We start from the raw sequence: 245 nt of genomic DNA on the forward strand, positions 1-245 counted from the left end.
GCCCTCGGCCTTGTCCCCACCCTTGTCGGCCTCGGCGGCCTTCTCGGCCTCGTTGTCGGACTCCTCGGCGGCCGGCTCCTCAGAGGTGACCTCGACAGTCTCGCCGGTCTCGTCCTCGTCGTCGTCCAGGTCGACCGTCTCGCCCTTGTCGTCGACCACCTTGGCGGCCTCGACCACGACCGCGAGGGCCTTGCCCCGGGCGACCTCGCCCACGAGCATCGGCACCTGGCCGCCTTCGACGACGG

Annotated in this window: 1 pseudogene; it reads right to left on the minus strand. The window is 71.8% G+C overall.

Annotated elements, in window-relative coordinates:
* Positions 1-245, minus strand: a pseudogene (locus tag CCN51_RS58610) (trigger factor); the annotation flags it as partial.

Origin of the sequence: Streptomyces milbemycinicus (genome assembly GCF_002154605.1) — a bacterium.
GTDB classification, from domain to species: domain Bacteria; phylum Actinomycetota; class Actinomycetes; order Streptomycetales; family Streptomycetaceae; genus Streptomyces; species Streptomyces milbemycinicus.